Raw genomic sequence first — 250 nt, 5'->3', positions numbered from 1 at the left:
CCACCAACGCCATCGAATCCCTGAACGCCAAGCTGCGCCGGGCGGTCCGCGCCAGAGGCCACTTTCCAACAGACGAGGCGGCCATGAAGCTCATCTTCCTGGTCTTGAACCGGACCGAGAAACAGTGGACCATGCCCGCGCGTGAGTGGGTCATGGCGAAGGCTCAGTTCGCCGTCCTCTTCGAGGAGCGTTTCACAAGGGCTTTCGCCTGATCGTGTGCAACCGCCCGCCCTCACACGAAATTCCTGAC

Annotated in this window: 1 protein-coding gene; it reads left to right on the top strand. The window is 62.0% G+C overall.

All coding sequences use genetic code 11. The annotated features are described in order from the left end of the window. Positions 1-212 (top strand): transposase (locus ACSNOK_RS35405; RefSeq protein WP_436784783.1); only part of this gene is annotated, 212 nt, incomplete at its 5' end. Between the last annotated feature and the right edge of the window lie 38 nt (positions 213-250).

This window comes from Streptomyces sp. URMC 126 (genome assembly GCF_051386555.1).
Classification (GTDB): Bacteria; Actinomycetota; Actinomycetes; order Streptomycetales; family Streptomycetaceae; genus Streptomyces.
The sequence above is the reverse complement of the archived record's forward strand: the minus strand, read 5'-3'. Positions and strand labels throughout refer to the sequence as shown.